This is a genomic window from Shinella sp. 1A1 (genome assembly GCF_055379515.1).
Map to the genome: position 1 here is coordinate 400,571 of NZ_AP039671.1, position 18,096 is coordinate 418,666.

Here is an 18,096-nt window from a genome sequence, read left to right on the forward strand (position 1 = left end):
TAGGACGGGCGCGGCGGCGCTTGGCCGCCGGGCCGGCTCGCAGGCGAGGGGTGAAGGGGCTGGCCGTTGACGATGACGCCGAACGACCGAACGGTATCCGCCGGAAATGTGGAGAGCGGCGCTGGCGAGGCCCGCAGGCGCATGCATCACCCGGTCGCCTTCTATCTCGTCTGCCTCATCCTCGTCGCCGTCATTCCGGCCTTCCTGTTTTCGATCATCGTCCTCAAGCGCACCAACGAGGCGCAGGAGCGCATCTTCGAATCGCTGCTGCGCACCTCGACGAGCGCCGTGAACCGCGCCGTCGAGCGCGAGATCTCCGGCATGTTCTCGACGCTGAATTTTCTCTCGACGACGGACAGCCTGCAGAAGGGCGACTACGCCGCCCTGCACAGGCAGGCGAGCAAGGCGCTCGAAGGCACCGACATCTATTTCATCCTCATCGACCCGACGATGCACCAGATCCTCAACACGCGCGTGCCCTACGGCACGGCGCTGAGCGCGGCATCGGAGCCGGTTTCGGCGGGGCTCGCGCTGTCGCGCGGCGAGCGCATGGTCTCCGACCTCTTCTTCGGCAAGACCGCCCAGCAATGGGTCTTCAACGTCTACCAGCCGATGCGCCTTCACAACGGCCAGCAGGTGTTGCTGACGCTGACGAAGAATGCCGAAGCGCTGCGGCGCGCGGTCAATCCGGATATCCTCTCGCCCGGCTGGAATGCGGCGGTGCTCGATACCGAGGGCAAGGTCATCGTCTCGACGGACGAGAAGCAGAAGGCGGGTCAGCCGTTCTTCCTGCGTGTCGTGCCCTCGCTTCGCCTCGGCGTCAGCACGATGCGCCAGGACGATGTCAACTACCAGGTCGTCACCGAATTCTCCTCGCTGGCCGGCTGGCGGATGATCGCCTGGGCGAAATCTTCCGATGTGCAGGCGCCCGCGGTCTCCTCCTTCCTCTGGCTTACCATCGGCGGGGCGGTCTTCGCGGCGCTGGCGGCGGCGGGCGCCGTCGGCATCGCGCGCGTCCTATCGCGCGACGTGCGGCTGCTGGCGCATGACGCGCGCCGGCTTGGCCGCGGCGAGCGCGTCGCCTCGCGCCGCTATGCGATCTCCGAGCTGGAGACGGTCTCCCGCGCGCTCGCCGAGGCGGCCGATGCCCGCGTGAAGTCGGAAAACGAGGTGCGCTTCCTGATGCGCGAAGTCGCCCACCGCTCGAAAAACCAGCTCACCGTCATCCAGGCCATGCTGAACCAGTCGGTGGCGGGCGCGGAGAATGCCGGCGACTTCGCCGAGACCTTCCGCCGGCGCGTTTCGGGCCTTGCCCGCTCGACCGACCTGATGATCGCCAATGCGACGCAGGGCGTGAACCTCGCCGAACTGGCCCGCAACCAGCTCAAGCCCTTCACGCCCGACGATACGAGCCGGGTGCGCATCGCCGGCCCCGCCGTGCTGCTCGATCCGCAGGCCTCCCAGACACTCGGCATGGCGCTGCACGAGCTGTCGACCAATGCCACCAAATACGGCGCGCTTGCCAACGACACCGGCATCGTCTCGCTGAGCTGGGTGACGGCCGGCGAGAACCTCGACCTCGTCTGGCTCGAAAGCCGCGCGACGATCGACAAGCAGGCCATAGCGGACAGCCGCAAGGGCTTCGGCAGCGTGGTTCTGGAGCGCATGCTCGGCATGGCGCTCGACGCGACGCTGGAATTCATCGTGCATGACGACGGCATCGAATGGCGGGTGACGATCCCGCTCGCCCGCCTGCGCGACGAGGAGGCTCACCAGCCGGGTTCCTCCGAATGACGAAAGTTGGTCCTTCCTCCCTGCCGGGGTTCACGCCATGACGCCTCTCCTGCGGGCGGCCACCGCCGCCGCCATACTCGTGGCCGCCGTAACGCCCGCCCTTGCCGCCAGCGAATGCGTGGTCGACGATCCGACCGGCACGCCGCTCAATGTCCGCTCCGCGCCGAACGGGCCGATCCTGACGACGCTGCGGAACGGCACGCGGCTGGAGGTGATCGAGGAAACGAGGATCGGCGCCAAGCGCTGGCTTTTCGTCTCGCGCGGGGGCGAGCGGCTCGGCTGGGTCTTCGGCGCCTATGTCGTCTGCCCGAAGGGCGGCGATGCGCCCGATCTGGCGCCGGGCCAGCCGGCCAGCCGCTTCTGACGGGCGCCGGGCGGCGGTTGATCGCGGCCCCTTCCATTTCGCCCGCTAATGGTTTATAGGCACCGCCAGCAATGCGGGCCTGCCCGCTTGCCTTCACGGCCATCGCTGGACGACATCCCGGCTTTTGGCGACCTTTGTTCCCATTCATGAAAGGACATACGATGTCGATCACTGCTGAGCGCAAGGCTGCGCTGATCAAGGAATACGCCACCAAGGAAGGCGACACCGGTTCTCCGGAAGTACAGGTCGCGATCCTGACCGAGCGTATCAACAACCTGACCGGCCACTTCAAGGACCACAAGAAGGACAACCACTCCCGTCGTGGCCTTCTGACGCTGGTTTCCAGCCGCCGCTCGCTTCTTGACTACCTCAAGAAGAAGGACGAAGCCCGTTACAGCAAGCTGATTGCTGCCCTCGGTATTCGCCGCTAAGCAATTTCGGCGGGCGTTCCTCGTGAACGCCCGCCGCTTTCTTTTGCGGAAGAAATTTCCGCCGTACCGCTTCGTCAGTGCCGGCTGCGGCCGCCTCGCGGAACGGGATTCTCCAGCAGGCCGGATGGGCCGGTCCTGCGGAACCAACCGATGGCCTGTCATGGGGCAGGATTGCAGGATGCTTCGGGCGCGCAGCGCCACCACGGAAGCCTCCCGCTGTCTTGCCCATGATGCGTCACGAACACGGATAGACCACCTGCGCCTTTTCGGGCGGCGGTGCGCGTATCCGTCAAGAAGGACAAGACATGTTCGATACCCATACGGTTGAAATCGAGTGGGCCGGCCGCCCGCTCAAGCTGGAAACCGGCAAGATCGCCCGTCAGGCTGACGGCGCGGTTCTCGCGACCTACGGCGAAACCGTCGTTCTCGCCACCGTCGTTTCCGCCAAGGCGCCGAAGCCGGGCCAGGATTTCTTCCCGCTGACGGTCAACTACCAGGAAAAGACCTATGCCGCCGGCAAGATTCCGGGTGGCTACTTCAAGCGTGAAGGCCGTCCGTCGGAAAAGGAAACGCTGGTTTCCCGCCTGATCGACCGTCCGATCCGCCCGCTCTTCCCGGAAGGCTACAAGAACGACACGCAGGTCGTCGTCACGGTCGTCCAGCATGACCTCGAGAACGATCCCGACGTCCTGTCGATGGTTGCCGCTTCCGCCGCGCTGACGATCTCCGGCGTTCCCTTCATGGGCCCGGTCGGCGCCGCTCGCGTTGGCTACATCAACGGCGAATACGTCCTGAACCCGCATCTCGACGAGATGGACGAGTCGGTTCTCGACCTCGTCGTCGCCGGCACGCAGGACGCCGTCCTGATGGTCGAATCCGAAGCCAAGGAACTGAACGAAGACGTCATGCTCGGCGCCGTCATGTTCGGCCACAAGGGCTTCCAGCCGGTCATCGACGCGATCATCAAGCTCGCTGAAGTGGCTGCCAAGGAACCGCGCGACTTCCAGCCGGAAGACTATTCCGAACTCGAAGCCGAAATGCTCGGCCTTGCCGAAACCGAACTGCGCGCCGCCTACAAGATCACCCAGAAGGCTGATCGCTACGCCGCCGTCGACGCCGTCAAGGCCAAGGTGAAGGCACACTTCCTGCCGGAAGGCGTCGAGCCGAAGTACACCGCAGAAGTCATCGGCGCCGTCTTCAAGCACCTGCAGGCCAAGATCGTCCGCTGGAACATCCTCGACACCAAGAGCCGCATCGACGGCCGCGACCTCGAAACCGTTCGCGCCATCGTTTCGGAAGTCGGTATCCTGCCGCGCACGCACGGCTCGGCTCTCTTCACCCGCGGTGAAACCCAGGCCGTGGTCGTTGCCACGCTCGGCACCGGCGAAGACGAGCAGTATGTCGACAGCCTGACCGGCATGTACAAGGAACGCTTCCTGCTGCACTACAACTTCCCGCCCTACTCGGTCGGTGAAACGGGCCGCATGGGCTCCCCGGGCCGCCGCGAAATCGGCCACGGCAAGCTCGCCTGGCGCGCTATCCGCCCGATGCTGCCGACGGCGGAACAGTTCCCCTACACGCTGCGAGTCGTCTCCGAGATCACCGAGTCGAATGGCTCGTCCTCGATGGCCACCGTCTGCGGCACCTCGCTCGCTCTGATGGACGCCGGCGTTCCGCTGGCAAAGCCGGTTGCCGGTATCGCCATGGGCCTCATCCTTGAAGGCGACCGCTATGCGGTTCTCTCCGACATCCTGGGCGACGAAGACCACCTCGGCGACATGGACTTCAAGGTCGCCGGCACCGCCGACGGCATCACCTCGCTGCAGATGGACATCAAGATCGCCGGTATCACCGAAGAGATCATGAAGGTCGCGCTCAGCCAGGCGCAGGGCGGCCGCAAGCACATCCTCGGCGAAATGGCCCACGCCATCTCCGAAGGCCGCAGCCAGCTCGGCGAATTCGCACCGCGCATCGAAGTCATGAACATCCCGGTCGACAAGATCCGTGAAGTCATCGGCACGGGCGGCAAGGTCATCCGCGAAATCGTCGAAAAGACCGGCGCCAAGATCAACATCGAAGACGACGGCACGATCAAGATCGCGTCCTCGTCCGGCAAGGAGATCGAAGCGGCCCGCAAGTGGATCCACTCCATCGTCGCGGAACCGGAAGTCGGCATGATCTACGAAGGCACGGTCGTGAAGACCGCCGACTTCGGCGCTTTCGTCAACTTCTTCGGCCCGCGCGACGGCCTCGTGCACATCTCGCAGCTCGCTCAGGAGCGCGTTGCCAAGACCTCCGACGTCGTCAAGGAAGGCGACAAGGTCTGGGTCAAGCTGATGGGCTTCGACGAGCGCGGCAAGGTTCGCCTCTCCATGAAGGTCGTCGACCAGGCGACCGGCAAGGAAATCGCCGCCGACAAGAAGGGCGACGGCGAAGCCGCCGAGTAATCGGACAACAATGCATGAAGGGGGCGCGGAGCGGCACGTTCCGCGCCCCTTTTCTTTTCATAGACCACTCATCCGCCGAAAGCCGACCATGACCCGCGACGCCCTGAAAACCCTGTTCCATCCCTTCGCCTCCGGCACGCTCGGCCTGCCGGGTGAGGGGGAACGCTACCTCTTCCTCGGCGCGGAAGCCGGCCAGCGCCCGCCGGAAGGCTTCGGTGCGTCTCTGGAGGCGGTGCAGCCGCTGCGCTCGCTCTATCGCGGGCTGGAAGCCGTGCGCGCACCGGTCAAGCCCGTCATCGAGGGCGAGGATTTCGACGGCGCGCTCATCCTGATGACCAAGCACAAGGGCGAGAACGAAAACCGCATCGCCGAAGCCCTGCGCCGCGTGCGCACGGGCGGCCTGATCGTCGTTGCCGGCGGCAAGGAAGACGGCGTGCAGTCCATGCGCAAGCGTCTCGACCAGCTCGGCCTGACGGGTGACTCCATGCCGAAATACCACGGCCTCGCCATCTGGTTTGCCCGGCCGGAAGATCCGGCGGAGGCAATCTCCAAGCTCGCGGCCAAGCCGGTGCGCATCGCTGGCCGCTTCACCGCGGCGCCCGGCATGTTCTCGCATGACCGTATCGACGACGGCTCCGAACTGCTCGCCACGCGCATCCCGGAGGATTTCAACGGCCACGCCGCCGATTTCGGCGCGGGCTGGGGCTATCTCTCCGTCATGCTCGGCGGCCGCGCGCCGCACGCGAAGGGCATCGACGTTTTCGAGGCGCATTACGAGGCGCTGGAAGCCGCCAAGGAGAACATGGCGGAGAACTGCCCGAACATCCCGGCGCGCTTCTACTGGTTCGACTTGACGGCGGAAACGCCGCGCGACCACTACGATCTCATCGTCATGAACCCGCCCTTCCACGAAGGCCATGCCGCCGACCATTCGCTCGGCGCTGGCATGATCCGCATGGCGGCGAAGTCGCTGAAGATCGGTGGTCGCCTGCTGATGGTGGCCAATCGCGGCCTGCCCTATGAGCCGGTGCTGAAGGAAGCTTTCAAGGAAAGCGGCGAGCTTTGCCGCAACGCCCGCTTCAAGGTGCTGTGGGGCAAGCGCTGAGCCCTACAAAGGCAGCGCGAAGCTCTGCTTGACCGTTTCGCTCGGCACATCCGTCTTGACGGTCTGGATGCCGTTCCTGCGGGTGAGATGCGTCGACTGGAAGCGGCGATAGTCTTCCAGATCCGAGACGACGACGCGCAGCAGCGCGTCGCTCTCGCCGAGCATGATATAGCACTCCACTACCTCCGGCAGCCGCTTCATGGCGGCGATGAAATGGTCGATGGTCTCGGCATCCTGCGCCGTCAGGGAGATGCGCGCGAACATGGAAAGCTGCAGCCCCACCTTGGCCTGATCCACCACCGCGATATAGCGGTCGATGATGCCGGCTTCCTCCAATAGCTTCACTCTTCGAAGGCAAGGGGAGGGCGACAGGCCGACCCGCCTTGCGAGCTCGACATTCTGCAGGCGGCCATCCTGTTGCAGCTCGCGCAGGATACGGCGGTCGATATCGTCGAGCTGCATTGAAATCCTCACAAACGTTCAAGCCATCCAGCGGCATGGAATGCCAAATTCTTCTCCATTGCTGGCATCTTCGCAACCCCGTTGCGCACGGGGCGGCATAGGCTGCCGATATCTGGGTGAGGAGAGCAGGATGGACTGGGCTTGGATAATGGCGGCATCTGGCTTTGCCTTCGCCATGGCGGGGACGCCGGGGCCGAACAATACGATGGTGACGGCATCGGGCGCCAACTACGGCTTCCGTCGCACCCTCCCGGTCGCAATAGGCATGGGCATCGGCGTGGCGGTCATCATCTTCACTGTGGCGGCGGCAGGCGGCGCGGTTGTCTCGAACCCGCGCGTGCATCTGGCGCTGAAATGGATCGGCATCGCCTATCTGCTCTGGCTCGCCTGGCGCATCGCGACCGCTCCGGTCGGTCTCTCGTCCGGGAGCAGCCGGCAGCGACCGTTCACCTTCGTCGAAGGCGCGTTGCTGCAGCTCGTCAATCCGAAGCTCTGGGTGATGGTCGCTGGCGCCGTCGTGACTTATGGCGGAGGCGTTGCCGGGGACTTTGCGATCCCATCCGCTTTCGCCGTCATCTTCGGCGGCGCGACGCTGGTGAGCACACTGGCCTGGGCCGGCATCGGCGTCGGTGCGGGGCGCTTCATGACAGGGGAGCGCAGCCTGAGACTGTTCAACAGAGCCATGGCGCTGCTGCTGGTGCTGTCGCTCGTGCCGGTCGTGTTCGACTGAGCACAAAGAAAAACGGCGCGAAGGAGATCTTCGCGCCGTGTGTGTCTTATTCGCTGTCCGCTTTCGCCAGCCGCTCCAGCGTCGGCATGGAGGTGATGTTGTAGCCGGCATCCACATAGTGGATTTCGCCGGTAACGCCGCTCGACATGTCCGAGAGCAGGTAAAGCGCCGAATTGCCGACATCCTCGATGGTGACGGTGCGGCGGAGCGGGGCGTTCTTCTGCTGCCAGGAGAGCATGGCGCGGGCGTCCGAAATGCCGGCGCCGGCCAGCGTGCGGATCGGGCCTGCCGAGATCGCGTTGACGCGGATGCCCTGCGGACCGTAGTCGCCGGCAAGGTAGCGCACGGAGGCTTCCAGTGCGGCCTTGGCGACGCCCATGACGTTGTAGTTCGGCATGACGCGCACCGAGCCGCCATAGGTCAGCGTCAGCATCGCGCCGCCGTCCGTCATCAGGTCCGCCGCGCGCTTGGCGATCTCCGTGAAGGAGAAGCAGGAGATGACCATGGTGCGCGAGAAGTTGTCGCGCGAAGTGTCGGCGTAAAGACCCTTCAGCTCGTTCTTGTCGGAGAAGCCGATGGCGTGCACGACGAAATCGAGCTTGCCCCACTTTTCCCGGATCGCGTCGATCGTCGCGTCCACCGAGGCGATATCCTCGACGTCGCAGGGAATGACGAAGTCCGAACCGAGTTCGGCGGCGAGCGGCTTGACGCGCTTGCCGAGCGCTTCACCCTGGTAGGTGAAGGCGAGTTCGGCGCCGGCGCCGGCCAGTTTCTGCGCGATCCCCCACGCGATGGAGTGATTGTTCGCGACCCCCATGATGAGGCCGCGCTTGCCGTTCATGATCCCCGTCATGCGTGTCATCCGTTGTGACGCTGGAAGACCAGCGTGGCGTTCGTGCCGCCGAAGCCGAAGGAGTTGGAAAGAACCGTGTCGATCTTGGCATTGTCGATGCGCTTGCGCACGATCGGAACGCCTTCGAATTCCGGGTCCAGTTCGGTGATATGCGCGCTTTCGCCGATAAAGCCGGCCTGCATCATCAGGAGGCCGTAGATCGATTCCTGCACGCCGGCAGCGCCGAGCGAATGGCCGGTCAGCGACTTGGTCGACTGGATGTGCGGGATTTTGTCGCCGAAGACTTCGCGGATCGCGCCGATTTCCTTCGAGTCGCCGACGGGCGTCGAGGTGCCGTGCGTGTTGATGTAGTCGACATCGCCCTTCACGGTGGCAAGCGCCTGGCGCATGCAGCGCATTGCGCCTTCGCCTGACGGGGCCACCATGTCGTAGCCGTCGGAGGTCGCGCCGTAGCCGACGATCTCGGCATAGATCTTCGCGCCGCGGGCCTTGGCGTGCTCCAGTTCCTCGAGGACGAGGACGCCCGCGCCGCCGGCGATGACGAAGCCGTCTCGGCTGATGTCATAGGCGCGCGAGGCGGTGGACGGCGTGTCGTTGTACTTGGAGGACATGGCGCCCATGGCGTCGAAGAGGTTCGACATGGTCCAGTCGAGGTCCTCGTGGCCGCCGGCGAACATGATGTCCTGCTTGCCCCACTGGATCATCTCGGCGGCATTGCCGATGCAGTGCGCCGAGGTCGAGCAGGCCGACGAGATGGAATAGTTGACGCCGTGGATCTTGAACCAGGTGGCGAGCGTCGCCGAAGCCGTCGAGGACATCGCCTTCGGCACGGCGAACGGGCCGATGCGCTTGGGCGAATTGTTCTTGATGGTGATGTCGGCCGCCTCGATCAGCGTGCGGGTGGACGGACCGCCCGAACCCATGATGATGCCGGCGCGCGGATTGGCCGAGTATTCGGACTCTTCGAGGCCGGAATCGGCGATCGCCTGCTTCATCGCGACGTGGTTCCACGCACCGCCCTGTGAGAGGAAGCGGGCCGCGCGGCGGTCGACGAGGTCGGTTGTGTCGATGTTCGGCGAACCCCAGACCTGGCACTTGAAGCCGTGGTCAGCGAAGTCCTGGCTGAAGCTGATGCCCGAGCGTGCATCGCGCAGCGATGCCGTCACTTCGTCAGCATTGTTCCCGATGGAGGATACGATCCCCAGACCCGTGACAACTACCCGTCTCATATTCCTGACCTTTTCTTGAACGTCTCGTGGCGGGGGCGGCGCACCGCCCCCAAAAGGCTGTCCGCCTCAGGCTTCCTTGTCCTTCGACAGGCCGACGCGCAGGTCGGTTGCCTGATAGATGGTCTCGCCATCGGCCTTCAGCCAGCCGTCCGCCGTGCCGAGCACGAGGCGGCCGCGCATGACGCGCTTGAAGTCGATGCCGTATTCCAGAAGCTTGGTGTCCGGCCGGACCATGCCCTTGAACTTCACCTCGCCGGTGGAGAGCGCCATGCCGCGGCCGGGCTCGCCGAGCCAGCCGAGGAAGAAGCCGGTGAGCTGCCACATGCCGTCGAGGCCGAGGCAGCCGGGCATGATCGGGTTGCCCTGGAAATGACAGGGGAAGTACCAGTCGTCGGGCTTCACGTCGTATTCGGCGCGGATATAGCCCTTGTCGAAGGCGCCGCCCGTCTCGGAAATGTCGGTGATGCGGTGGACCATCAGCATCGGCGGCAGAGGAAGCTGCGCGTTGCCGGGGCCGAAAAGCTCGCCGCGGCCGCAGGACAGGATTTCCTCATAGTTGTAGCTGGATTGCCTGGTCGTCATCGAATGTCTCATCCCCGGTCTTGTACACGCTTGTTCAGCGCTAGATTTAGAGGAGGCGAGGCGGAATTTAAAGCGCCCGATCCCTCCCGTTTTGTCGCCGCACCCGTTTTGGGCGAGACGTTAATTCAGCAGTCCGCATACATGATGCGTGCGGTGACAGCCAGCGCAAATTGCCTTGGGCGGGGCCAAGGCCCCGGTTTTCCGCATGTTGCGCGCCCATCGGGCGCTGCAATCCTGGCCCATTGGGCGTTGCAATCCTATTGAATCCCGGCAGCGCTAAAGTTATATCGAAAGCTCAAGATTGTTGTTCAAGGCCAGACAAGCGGATCGCTCGCCCATGACGCATGCACACGAGTTGCCCATCGAAGAGCGCCTGCGCCATTCCGGCCTGCGCCCGACGCGCCAGCGCGTGGCCCTTGCCGACCTCCTGTTCGCCAAGGGCGACCGCCACCTGACGGTGGAGGAACTGCACGAGGAAGCCGTCACGGCCGGCGTTCCGGTCTCGCTGGCGACGGTCTACAACACGCTGCACCAGTTCACCGAGGCCGGCCTCATCCGCGTCCTGGCGGTGGAAAGCGCGAAGACCTATTTCGACACCAATGTCTCGGATCATCACCATTTCTTCGTGGAGGGCGAGAACCACGTCCTCGACATCCCGGTGAGCAATATCGAGATCGGCAACCTGCCGGAGCCGCCCGAGGGCATGGAGATCGCGCATGTCGACGTGATCATCCGCCTGCGCCCGCGCAAGGCCTGATCCTTCTCACATGACATCGTCCGGATGCCGCCCCGGCCGGGGCTTGTAGACCGGAAAGCGCCAGCCGAAGCGCAGGGCCCCGCCGCGAACGATGAAGGCGGCGCCCATGCCGATCGCCGAGGCGACCCACAGCGGCGCCCCCGCGACGGTGGCCCCCGTGAAGGCCGCGGCGCCGATCAGCGCTGCCGTGATGTAGACCTCCGGCCGCAGCAGCACCGAGGGCTCGTTCGCCAGGAGATCGCGGATGATGCCGCCGAAGCTTGCCGTCAGCACGCCGGTGGTGATGGCGACGGTCGGCGAGCCGGTGGCTGCATAGCCCTTCGCCGCGCCCATCACGCAATAGGCCGAGACGCCCATGGCATCGAGCCAGAGCAGCAGCCGGTAGCGCGACTCGATGCGGTGCGCCAGCACGAAGACGACCAGCGCCACCGTCACGCAGACGATGAGATAGGTCGGGTTCACCACCCAGAAGACGGGTATCCCGAGGATGACGTCGCGGAACGTGCCGCCGCCGATGCCGGTCGCGGCGGCGAGGAACAGGAAGCCGATGATGTCGAGCTGCTTGCGCGAGGCCGAAAGCGCGCCCGTCGCGGCGAAGACGGCAACGCCCGTATAATCGAGCAGTTCAAGGATCGTCACGTCTTCCCCCTTATTCGCCGGACCCCCAGCAGGCCAAGCCTCGCGACAGCTTTGCTGCCTAAAGCTGTTCCGGCAAGGTGCGTCCGGAATCGCCGACTGCAAAGGTGCGCGCGGCAGAATCACACCGCATGCCGCACCCGGCCGCATAATGACCGAATCGCCCGCCATGGAAAGGTTTGAGAGATGGCCATCCGCATGAGTTTCCTCGCGCTCCTCTGCGCCGCGCTCGTCGCGGCCGCCACGCCCGTTCGCGCGGCCGAGATCGTGCCGGATGCCATGGCCGCCGTACAGGCGGAAGTCGCCAAGCGCTGCAAGACGGCCGTCTATGGCGAGGACTTCGCCGAGAGCGTCGATTTCAACAACGACCGGCAGACGGATGCGATCTTCAATCTCGGGGCCGTCAACTGCGACGGCGTGCCGGGCGGCCTGTGCGGCAATGTCGGCTGCCCGCACGAATTCTATATCCGCGTGGCCGAGGGCGGCTATTTCCTCGCCGCCACGGCCGATCTCTACGGCTACGAGATGAAGAAGCGCTTCGGCAACATGGTGCTGGAGCTCAAGGCCAATGCGGCAAGCTGCGGCCGGAGCGACGACGAGTATTGCATCATGACCATCCGCGTGCGGAACACCCGCTTCGAGACGATCTCGAAGAAGTGACCTATTGCGGAAGCAGCGTATGCGTGCGGCCCGCGAGGTAATAGAAGAGCAGTCCCGTCCATTCGCGCAGCGCCGTCGTCATGAGCTGGCTGTTGGCCGATGGCTGGGAGAAATCGAGCCCGAGGCTCGCCCGCCCGGTCGTGCGGTAATCCGTTGGCCAGGGCTGCACGGCAAGGCCGAGCTTGCGGAAGAGGCCGACCGACCGCGGCATGTGGAAGGCTGACGTCACCAGCAGGCAGTTCTCGAGATTGTTTGCGGCAAGCAGTGCCTCGGTATTGGCGGCGTTCTCGAACGTGTCGCGGGAATCTTCCTCGCGGATCAGCCGTGTCGCCGGCACGCCGAATGCCTCGAAGAAGCGCGTGCCGACCACGGCGTCACCCTCATAGGCCCCGCTGAACGATCCGTCGCCGCCGGAAATCAGGATGTGCGCTTCGGGAAATTCCCGCGCCAGCCGCAGCGTTTCGACGAAGCGGTCGCCGGCCTGCGTCATCTCGAAGCCGCCGCGCGCCGCAATGATCTCCGATTCGAACCCGCCGCCGAGCGTGATGATGCAGGAAGGCCCCTCGCTGGCAAGTTCGGCGCGCGGAATGCGGTCTTCCAGCACCTGAAGGAGCACCGAACCGGTCGAGGTGAAGAGCGTCACGAAAAGGACGAGCGCGGCCATCGTCCCCGCCAGCGTCCCGATGCGTCGCCAGCCCAGCCGGCCCGCGGCAAGGCCGATGACGAGCAGCGTGAAGGTGAGGGAAAGCGGCTGGGCGAGAAGCCAGAAGATCTTCGAAATGTAGAAGGTCACGTCACGCCCATCCTGCTCATCCTCTCACGCGGGCGCGGTTGCCGCAGCCGCCCCCTTGCCGCGCCGCAGATAGAGGATGCCGGCGGCAAGCGCAATGCCGGCGGCAAGAACCGCGATGGCGACGAGCGGCCGATAGGCGATCCACGCGATGGCGATGACCGCAGGCCCGACGAGCAGGGTGAGGATGAGCGCGATCGCCGTGGTGCCGAAGCGCACGATGGAACCGACGAAGGGTACGATGTCGGCGATCACGCCGAAGATGGAGAGGATGAAGGCGAAGCCGACGAGGAGCCCGACCAGCCCGCCGATGCGCACCGCCCAGGTGATGATCGTGTTTTCGCTCTGCGCCGCGTCGAACATGGCGGCCGCGTCGGAAATACCGGCCTCGCTGAGGAAGAGCTCGCGCCCGTTCGTCGTCTTGTAGGGAACGAGGCCGGTTCCGTGCTGCGCACCGACGAAGCTCGCCTCGGAAATATCCGAGCGTTCGAAGCGGATGCGGATATCGCCGATCTGCGGGTCCTGCGGGTTGAGCGAGAAGACGGCCGCGCCGGCCACCACCGAGACGGGCTTGCCGATAGAAACGGCCTCGCCGAGCCGGCTCGCCTCGGCCGCGCCGAGCGGCACGGTGCGCTCCTCGCCGAGGCGGGCGACCGCACGGCCCTCGATGCTGAAGGCGCCGATCGTCGCCGAGGGAACGGAGAAGCGCGCATCCGCGACCGGCTTCCGCGGATTGTCGTGGCCCGGCTGGCGGAAGCTGCCGGAGCTGATCTCGTCGCGGCTCCATTCCTTGCGGTAGGAATAGGTGGTGACGGTTTCCTCGCTGCCGCCGAGCTGCTTGCGTGTCTCGGACTGCGAGCTCTCGGCCCATTGATACATCTCGACGATGCGCTCGAGGCCGGCCGCGCCCTCGGCGGAGATGCCGAGCATATCGTCCTGCGGCACGCCGACCGGCTTCACCGGCCCGGAAATATGCACGAGCCTGCCGTCATTGGCCGGATCGACGCTGCCATTGTCGAGGGAAACCACGAGCCCGGCGCCTTCGACGAGGGCCCGGTAAGTCTTCACCGAGCGACCCTCGTTCCAGAAGAGAAGCCAGATGCAGGCGACAAGCAGGATGAAGCCGACCAGTATCTTGATCAGCGCCCCCTTCAGCCTGGAAAACCAGGAGGTGGTCGTCGTTTCCGTAAAGCTCATGAAGTCCCCCGACAAGCCCGGTATTTTCCCCTGAAACGCGTAGCACGCCATGCTTATTCGCGGTTCCTGAATTGCGCAAGACGGGAACTTTCAGGCCGGCTCATCCGTTTATTCGACGCGAATAAAAGGGAGCACATCCATGACCGAGAACCGGGAAGACCGCATCCGCAGACGCGCCTACGAACTCTGGCAGCAGGAAGGCTCGCCCGAAGGCAAGCCGGACGACCATTGGCTGCAGGCGGAGCATGAAATCGACCATGGCGACGGCGAGATCGGCGGCGACGACGAGCCGAATCTCGCAGCGCTTCGCGAAGCCGCCCGCCAGCACAACGACACCTTCATCGTAAAGACCGACCTGGAGGATGCCGACCAGCGTGAGGCGACGCCCGGCATGCGCGAGCAGCCATAGGGCCGGCGAGGACATTTTCGGGCCCTTCGACATCCGATCCGTTTCTGGCTGTACAATCGCGACAGTCACGGCGAGACTTTTGCCGATGATTCGGGGGGCACTATGAAAAATGTTCCGGCAACCGCGCTCGTGCTGGCCTTCGCCGGCCTCGGCATCCAGCCCACCATGGCAGGCGACCTTGTCGATGAGGTCCGCCTCGGCGTGAGCGGGGTCGTGAAGGGCGATCACGACAAGGGTGCCGTCGGCTCCGCCGAAATCTACTTCGCGCCTTTCCACTCGTCCGAGACCGGTCTTGCCAAGGCCCTGCTCGAACCGCGCGTCCAGGTCGGCGTGTCGGGTGGCGCGGACGCGACGGACCAGGCCTATCTCGGCCTCAACTGGCACGTGCCGATCACCGAGACCTTCTTCGCCGAGGTCGGCGCGGGCGGCACGGTGCATAACGGCAACCTCGACAGCGGAACCGGCCCGCTCCTCGGCTGCCGCCTCCTCTTTCGCGAGCACGCCGCGCTCGGCATGCGCGTCACCGACAACGTCAACCTGATGGCGACCGTCGACCACTCGTCCCACGCCAACCTCTGCGACGGCCCCAACGACGGCATCACCCACGCCGGCGTGAGCATCGGGGTAAAGTTCTAGGACGGAATACGGCAGCGGTTGTGTAGCGCTGTAGAAAGATCATTGTGCGGGAAGGTTTGGTGGAGCTAAGCGGGATCGAACCGCTGACCTCTTGCATGCCATGCAAGCGCTCTCCCAGCTGAGCTATAGCCCCATAACGGGTCCGGCAGAGCCGGTTTCCGGGAACCGAAGCGGCGTTGCCGTCCGGTGTGCGGCTTATTACTTCCGGGTTTCGGAGATGGCAAGCCGAAAAATGAAATCCGGCCGTTTTTTTTGAAACCGGCCGGATTATCAAGGTCTTAAGCTTCGTCTTCGTCGCCCGTGACGCCGATGAGGTCGCTCATGTCGTCATCGTCGTCGTCTTCGTCCTGTTCCAGGAACGTGTCGTCGTCGTCGCCGTCGATTTCGACGTCGTCATCGCCGAGATCCGGCAGGTCATCGCCGCCGGATGCATCCTCGTCGGCATCCTCGAGCGAGACGAGTTCGACTTCCGTGTTCTCGGTATCGACTTCGTTGGTATCCTCTTCCTCTTCCTTTTCGAGGACGGCAGCAGCCGAGGTCTCTTCGAAGAAGGAGAGCGGATAGGTCTTGCCCGTGTAGGGCGAAACGATCGGGTCGCGGTTCAGGTCGTAGAACTTCTTGCCCGTTTCCGGGTCGATGCGCTTGGTGCCGAGTTCCGGTTTTGCCACTGTCAAAGCCTCTCAGGTGCCGTTCGTTTGTCGGCGGGGCCGGTGTTTCCGGCGTGTTGAAGGGGAAAATGATTAGCCGGTCCCCTTAATCGTCTTGGGCTATCCTGTCAAAGCCAAACTTCGCGGGACCCGGCGACGGCCTTTCTGCCGAATGTTTTCGGGCAGGATGATGACGCTTTAAATCGTTTGTGATAGCAAGCCCGCACTTTCCCGGGCGATCCCGCCGGGGAACCGTGGAACTACAAGGAAGACGCCCATGTCGCACGGCGCTGTCGCACGGCCCGCAACCGCCCGCAAATCCTCCGGCCTTTCCGGAACCGTCCGCATTCCCGGCGACAAGTCGATTTCGCACCGTTCCTTCATGTTCGGCGGCCTTGCCAGCGGCGAGACGCGCATTACGGGCCTGCTCGAAGGCGAGGACGTCATCAATACGGGCAAGGCCATGCAGGTCATGGGCGCCAGGATCCGCAAGGAAGGCGACACCTGGATCATCAACGGCGTCGGCAACGGCGCGCTGCTGGCACCGCAGGCGCCGCTCGATTTCGGCAATGCCGGCACCGGCTGCCGCCTCACCATGGGTCTCGTCGGCGTCTACGATTTCGATTCCACCTTCATCGGCGATGCCTCGCTGACCAAGCGCCCGATGGGCCGCGTGCTAAACCCGCTGCGCGAAATGGGCGTGCAGGTCACCTCTGCAGAAGGTGATCGCCTGCCGGTGACGCTGCGCGGGCCAAAAACGCCGACGCCGATCACCTATCGCGTGCCGATGGCCTCAGCCCAGGTGAAGTCCGCCGTGCTGCTCGCCGGCCTCAACACGCCCGGCATCACGACCGTCATCGAGCCGATCATGACGCGCGACCACACCGAGAAGATGCTGCAGGGTTTTGGTGCGAACCTGACGGTCGATACCGATGCCGACGGCGTTCGCACCATCCGGCTCGAAGGCCGCGGCAAGCTGACGGGCCAGGTCATCGACGTCCCGGGCGACCCGTCCTCGACGGCCTTCCCGCTGGTGGCGGCGCTGCTCGTACCGGGCTCCGACGTGACCATTCTCAACGTGCTGATGAACCCGACCCGCACCGGCCTCATCCTGACACTGCAGGAAATGGGCGCTGACATCGAGATCCTGAATGCGCGCCTTGCCGGCGGCGAGGACATGGCGGACCTGCGCGTGCGCTCCTCGGCGCTGAAGGGCGTCACGGTGCCGGAAGATCGCGCGCCGTCGATGATCGACGAATATCCTGTTCTCGCCGTTGCGGCCGCCTTCGCCGAAGGTACGACCGTCATGAACGGTCTCGATGAACTGCGCGTCAAGGAAAGCGACCGCCTTTCGGCCGTCGCCGATGGCCTCAAGCTCAACGGCGTCGATTGCGACGAGGGCGAAGCCTCGCTCGTCGTGCGCGGCCGCCCGGATGGCAAGGGTCTTGGCAATGCCTCTGGCGCTGCCGTCGCCACCTACCTCGACCATCGCATCGCCATGAGCTTCCTCGTCATGGGTCTCGTCTCGGAAAACCCTGTCACGGTCGACGATGCAACGATGATCGCGACGAGCTTCCCGGAATTCATGGACCTGATGACCGGCCTCGGCGCGAAGATCGAGCTTCACGATACGAAGGCCGCCTGATGACCTTCACCATCGCCATCGACGGTCCCGCCGCCGCCGGCAAGGGCACGCTCTCCCGCCGCATCGCGGAGGAGTATGGCTTCCATCACCTCGATACGGGGCTGACCTATCGTGCGACGGCGAAGGCCCTGCTGGATCGTGGCCTGCCGCTCGATGACGAGGCGGTGGCGGCCGATGTGGCGAAAAACCTCGACCTCGGTGGGCTCGATCGCTCCGTGCTGTCGGCCCATGCCATCGGCGAGGCGGCCTCGAAGATTGCGGTCATGCCCTCGGTGCGCCGGGCGCTGGTCGAGGCGCAGCAGGGTTTTGCCGCCCGCGAGCCGGGCACGGTGCTCGACGGGCGCGATATCGGCACGGTCGTCTGCCCGGATGCGCCGGTGAAACTCTATGTTACGGCTTCGGCTGAGGTGCGCGCGAAGCGCCGCTACGACGAGATCGTCGCTGGCGGCGGGGTGGCCGATTACGGGACGATCCTTGAGGATATCCGCCGCCGTGACGAGCGCGACATGGGCCGGGCGGACAGTCCGCTGAAGCCCGCTGACGATGCGCACTTGCTCGATACCTCGGAAATGAGTATAGAGGCGGCGTTTTCCGCGGCAAAGTCGTTCATCGACGCCGCGCTTAAGCAATAGAGCGAAGCCTGTCCCCGCGCCGGATTTGCTGCCCAAGGGTAGCGGATAGCGCCTCGTTCATCACCAACGCTAACCCCCGGCGCCCGTGCC

At 64.8% G+C, this 18,096-nt stretch carries 20 protein-coding genes and 1 tRNA gene; 12 read left to right on the plus strand and 9 right to left on the minus strand.

Annotated elements, in window-relative coordinates:
• The first annotated feature begins 72 nt into the window (after positions 1-72).
• The 5 genes from ACZ48C_RS02055 (at position 73) to ACZ48C_RS02075 (ending at position 6,141) form a co-directional block, all read left to right on the plus strand.
• Positions 73-1,794 (plus strand): sensor histidine kinase, encoded by a 1,722-nt coding sequence (locus ACZ48C_RS02055; RefSeq protein ID WP_464782762.1) that lies wholly within the window; start codon positions 73-75, stop codon positions 1,792-1,794.
• A gap of 37 nt (positions 1,795-1,831) precedes the next feature.
• Complete coding sequence (locus ACZ48C_RS02060; RefSeq protein ID WP_464782048.1) at positions 1,832-2,158, plus strand: SH3 domain-containing protein; 327 nt, start codon at positions 1,832-1,834, stop codon at positions 2,156-2,158.
• 161 nt (positions 2,159-2,319) lie between these two features.
• On the plus strand, positions 2,320-2,589 hold the full coding sequence (gene rpsO / locus ACZ48C_RS02065) for a 30S ribosomal protein S15 (protein WP_119257629.1): 270 nt from the start codon (positions 2,320-2,322) through the stop codon (positions 2,587-2,589).
• 305 nt (positions 2,590-2,894) lie between these two features.
• Positions 2,895-5,036: a polyribonucleotide nucleotidyltransferase gene (gene pnp / locus ACZ48C_RS02070; RefSeq protein ID WP_464782049.1), complete on the plus strand. Its 2,142-nt coding sequence runs from the start codon at positions 2,895-2,897 to the stop codon at positions 5,034-5,036.
• Positions 5,037-5,124: 88 nt separating this feature from the next.
• The gene (locus ACZ48C_RS02075; protein WP_464782050.1) at positions 5,125-6,141 is read left to right on the plus strand and encodes a class I SAM-dependent methyltransferase; all 1,017 of its coding nucleotides are present in this window, start codon (positions 5,125-5,127) and stop codon (positions 6,139-6,141) included.
• Positions 6,142-6,144: 3 nt separating this feature from the next.
• Here the strand turns inward: ACZ48C_RS02075 and ACZ48C_RS02080 are convergent, their stop codons facing one another.
• Positions 6,145-6,603 carry an Lrp/AsnC family transcriptional regulator gene (locus tag ACZ48C_RS02080; RefSeq protein ID WP_464782051.1) on the minus strand — a complete coding sequence of 153 codons (459 nt, stop codon included), beginning with the start codon at positions 6,601-6,603 and terminating at the stop codon, positions 6,145-6,147.
• A 130-nt stretch (positions 6,604-6,733) separates the two neighbouring features.
• Here ACZ48C_RS02080 and ACZ48C_RS02085 point away from each other — a divergent pair, with 130 nt between their 5' ends.
• Positions 6,734-7,333: a LysE family translocator gene (locus tag ACZ48C_RS02085; protein WP_464782052.1), complete on the plus strand. Its 600-nt coding sequence runs from the start codon at positions 6,734-6,736 to the stop codon at positions 7,331-7,333.
• Positions 7,334-7,379: 46 nt separating this feature from the next.
• On the opposite strand, the gene fabI is transcribed toward ACZ48C_RS02085, so the two are convergent.
• The 3 genes from fabI to fabA form a co-directional block, all read right to left on the minus strand.
• Positions 7,380-8,186 carry an enoyl-ACP reductase FabI gene (gene fabI, locus ACZ48C_RS02090; protein WP_464782053.1) on the minus strand — a complete coding sequence of 269 codons (807 nt, stop codon included), beginning with the start codon at positions 8,184-8,186 and terminating at the stop codon, positions 7,380-7,382.
• A 5-nt stretch (positions 8,187-8,191) separates the two neighbouring features.
• Entirely contained in the window at positions 8,192-9,415 is a 1,224-nt protein-coding gene (fabB, locus tag ACZ48C_RS02095) for a beta-ketoacyl-ACP synthase I (protein ID WP_464782054.1), read from the minus strand.
• A 66-nt stretch (positions 9,416-9,481) separates the two neighbouring features.
• Positions 9,482-9,997 (minus strand): 3-hydroxyacyl-[acyl-carrier-protein] dehydratase FabA, encoded by a 516-nt coding sequence (gene fabA / locus ACZ48C_RS02100; protein WP_119257636.1) that lies wholly within the window; start codon positions 9,995-9,997, stop codon positions 9,482-9,484.
• Between the two features lie 337 nt (positions 9,998-10,334).
• Between fabA and irrA the strand changes: the two genes are divergently transcribed.
• Positions 10,335-10,754, plus strand: a complete 420-nt coding sequence (gene irrA / locus ACZ48C_RS02105; RefSeq protein ID WP_119257637.1) for an iron response transcriptional regulator IrrA — start codon at positions 10,335-10,337, stop codon at positions 10,752-10,754.
• 6 nt (positions 10,755-10,760) lie between these two features.
• Here the strand turns inward: irrA and ACZ48C_RS02110 are convergent, their stop codons facing one another.
• Positions 10,761-11,393, minus strand: coding sequence for a trimeric intracellular cation channel family protein (locus ACZ48C_RS02110; protein WP_119257638.1), 633 nt, complete (start codon positions 11,391-11,393; stop codon positions 10,761-10,763).
• Between the two features lie 183 nt (positions 11,394-11,576).
• Here ACZ48C_RS02110 and ACZ48C_RS02115 point away from each other — a divergent pair, with 183 nt between their 5' ends.
• Complete coding sequence (locus tag ACZ48C_RS02115; protein WP_119257639.1) at positions 11,577-12,050, plus strand: hypothetical protein; 474 nt, start codon at positions 11,577-11,579, stop codon at positions 12,048-12,050.
• 1 nt (position 12,051) lies between these two features.
• Here the strand turns inward: ACZ48C_RS02115 and ACZ48C_RS02120 are convergent, their stop codons facing one another.
• Both ACZ48C_RS02120 and ACZ48C_RS02125 read right to left on the minus strand, forming a co-directional pair.
• A complete protein-coding gene (locus ACZ48C_RS02120; protein WP_464782055.1) occupies positions 12,052-12,843 on the minus strand; it encodes a YdcF family protein in 792 nt (263 codons plus the stop codon).
• A gap of 24 nt (positions 12,844-12,867) precedes the next feature.
• The gene (locus ACZ48C_RS02125) at positions 12,868-14,037 is read right to left on the minus strand and encodes a TMEM43 family protein (RefSeq protein ID WP_464782056.1); all 1,170 of its coding nucleotides are present in this window, start codon (positions 14,035-14,037) and stop codon (positions 12,868-12,870) included.
• 121 nt (positions 14,038-14,158) lie between these two features.
• Here ACZ48C_RS02125 and ACZ48C_RS02130 point away from each other — a divergent pair, with 121 nt between their 5' ends.
• Positions 14,159-14,446 (plus strand): DUF2934 domain-containing protein, encoded by a 288-nt coding sequence (locus ACZ48C_RS02130; protein ID WP_245424867.1) that lies wholly within the window; start codon positions 14,159-14,161, stop codon positions 14,444-14,446.
• A 102-nt stretch (positions 14,447-14,548) separates the two neighbouring features.
• On the plus strand, positions 14,549-15,082 hold the full coding sequence (locus tag ACZ48C_RS02135; RefSeq protein WP_119257643.1) for an acyloxyacyl hydrolase: 534 nt from the start codon (positions 14,549-14,551) through the stop codon (positions 15,080-15,082).
• A 57-nt stretch (positions 15,083-15,139) separates the two neighbouring features.
• Here the strand turns inward: ACZ48C_RS02135 and ACZ48C_RS02140 are convergent.
• Together ACZ48C_RS02140 and ACZ48C_RS02145 are read right to left on the minus strand one after the other, a co-directional pair.
• Positions 15,140-15,215: transfer RNA gene (locus ACZ48C_RS02140), tRNA-Ala, on the minus strand.
• 145 nt (positions 15,216-15,360) lie between these two features.
• Positions 15,361-15,750, minus strand: a complete 390-nt coding sequence (locus tag ACZ48C_RS02145) for a TIGR02300 family protein (protein WP_119257644.1) — start codon at positions 15,748-15,750, stop codon at positions 15,361-15,363.
• A 256-nt stretch (positions 15,751-16,006) separates the two neighbouring features.
• Between ACZ48C_RS02145 and aroA the strand changes: the two genes are divergently transcribed.
• Complete coding sequence (gene aroA / locus ACZ48C_RS02150; RefSeq protein ID WP_464782057.1) at positions 16,007-17,374, plus strand: 3-phosphoshikimate 1-carboxyvinyltransferase; 1,368 nt, start codon at positions 16,007-16,009, stop codon at positions 17,372-17,374.
• Positions 17,374-18,006, plus strand: a complete 633-nt coding sequence (cmk, locus tag ACZ48C_RS02155) for a (d)CMP kinase (RefSeq protein ID WP_464782058.1) — start codon at positions 17,374-17,376, stop codon at positions 18,004-18,006. Before aroA ends, cmk begins: the two co-directional genes overlap by 1 nt.
• Positions 18,007-18,096: the final 90 nt, after the last annotated feature.